Origin of the sequence: Psychrobacter sp., from assembly GCF_018260395.1 — a bacterium.
Lineage (GTDB): Bacteria > Pseudomonadota > Gammaproteobacteria > Pseudomonadales > Moraxellaceae > Psychrobacter.
Genome location: NZ_JAGLBC010000240.1, coordinates 1 through 1,770, shown reverse-complemented (window position 1 = coordinate 1,770; position 1,770 = coordinate 1). Strand labels below are relative to the sequence as shown.

Below are 1,770 nucleotides of genomic sequence, written 5' to 3'. Positions count from 1 at the left end.
CATTGATATACTATTAAACTTGTTAAATATAACAATTCCATCTAATACATATGGCTATAAAAGGTAGAAAAGTTAGCATGAATTTTATGAAAAACCGTAAATCATTAATTTCGAGCATAGCGCTTTCTATAATGGTTGGGTTGACCTCTGGATGTAGCACTATTAATGCTGGTATGCAATCTGGTGAGTTACCTCCGCAAGGTGCCTTTATAGCTGAAAATGGCATGCAATTTAATATTCAACCTTTGAACTTAAATAATTTACCCCCCGCTCCTGTTTATTCTTTAAGTCGTTCAGCGACTGGCATGAAAAATGCTCGTGTTCGTGAGTTATTAAATGGCTCAAGAGGCGTCGCCGACTATCGAATTTCTACCAGTGATGTATTAAGTATTAACCTGATTGAATATCCCAATATTACGCCTTCTAATAACAGTACCAATGCTAGTGCTTCTAATCCTTATGCAGCAGGCTATCCTGTTGATCAGCAAGGGTATGTTCAGTTTCCTTTAGTTGGCCGTGTGAAAGCCAGTGGCTTAACTGTCAGTCAATTCACCAATAATTTACGCAGTCAATTACAGCGCTATTTGAAGTATCCTGACCCGCAAGTGAAAGTGGTTAACTTTCGTGGTAGCAAGTATTTTATTGATGGTGCGGTAAAACAGCCCGGTGAGTTTAATATAGCAGACGCCCCTATTTCATTATATGGTGCTATCTCTATGGCAGGTGGCGCTACTACCGAAGGTGACTCTAATAGTGTTATATTAACCCGCAGAGGAATACAGTACGAGTTAGGATTGCGTGATTTACAAGATATGGGCATTTCGGCAAGTCAAATCTACCTGCAAGATGGCGACTCTATCCATATCAATCGACTAGACCGCAACCAAGTATATGTATTAGGTGAGTTTGGTGATATCAAACCTTTGGAAATACCAGATCATGGTATAACATTAGCTCAAGTAATTGGTCAATCAAAAGGATTAAACCCCGAGACTGCTAACGCTGCTAAAGTTTATGTGGTCCGTGACCATGGTAATGCATCCTACACTGATATCTATTATGTCAATTTGCAAACTGTGACCAATTTAGCCTTGGCCAATCGCTTTGAAATGCATGCCAATGATATTGTTTATGTTGATCCTACTGGTTTAACGCGCTGGAATAGATTTATCAATTCCGTATTACCGTCTAGCAACGCAATTAGACAGCTAACAGGGTTATAGTTCAAGTTATATATTCAGTTGTAATTGTAGATATAGTTTTAGCTCAGCTTTTGTGACTTTTAATGTTTGATAACATTAGTATTTTTTTTAGATTAAAGTTTTTAGGCTTTCATTATGGCATTTGATAATATTTTAGTGGTATGTGTGGGCAATATATGTCGTAGTCCTATGGCTGAAGCATTATTAAAACAGCATTTTCCCAACAAACATATAGATTCAGCTGGTGTAGGTGCACTGGTGGGTCATGGAGCCGATCCAGCTTCCATAAAGATTATGCAAGAGCAAAATATTGATATTACTGATCATGTAGCCAAGCAGATTGATGAAAAACTTGCACAAAAAGCAGATTTAATCTTTACTATGTCTGACAGCCAAAATAAATGGATTGAAGAGCGTTTTCCGTTTTGCCGCGGTAAGACGTTTAAGTTAGGTCATTGGAGTGGTAAAGATATTGCTGACCCTTACAAGCATGAGATGAGTGCGTTTCAAACTGCCTATCAAGACATAGTTCGCGGTATTGAAGAGTGGCAGGACAAAATCGTTTAAT

Annotated in this window: 2 protein-coding genes; both read left to right on the top strand. The window is 38.2% G+C overall.

Annotated features, from left to right (window positions below; genetic code table 11):
- Positions 1 to 86: 86 nt before the first annotated feature.
- Entirely contained in the window at positions 87 to 1,223 is a 1,137-nt protein-coding gene (locus QZ265_RS10815) for a polysaccharide biosynthesis/export family protein (protein ID WP_296406068.1), read from the top strand.
- Positions 1,224 to 1,337: 114 nt separating this feature from the next.
- Positions 1,338 to 1,769, top strand: coding sequence for a low molecular weight protein-tyrosine-phosphatase (locus QZ265_RS10810; protein ID WP_296406066.1), 432 nt, complete (start codon positions 1,338 to 1,340; stop codon positions 1,767 to 1,769).
- Position 1,770: the final 1 nt, after the last annotated feature.

Excerpts from the sequence above, each read along its gene's own strand:
- QZ265_RS10810 (WP_296406066.1), top strand. The coding sequence starts at position 1,338 with ATGGCATTTGATAATATTTTAGTGGTATGTGTGGGCAATATATGTCGT.
- QZ265_RS10815 (WP_296406068.1), top strand. The coding sequence starts at position 87 with ATGAAAAACCGTAAATCATTAATTTCGAGCATAGCGCTTTCTATAATG.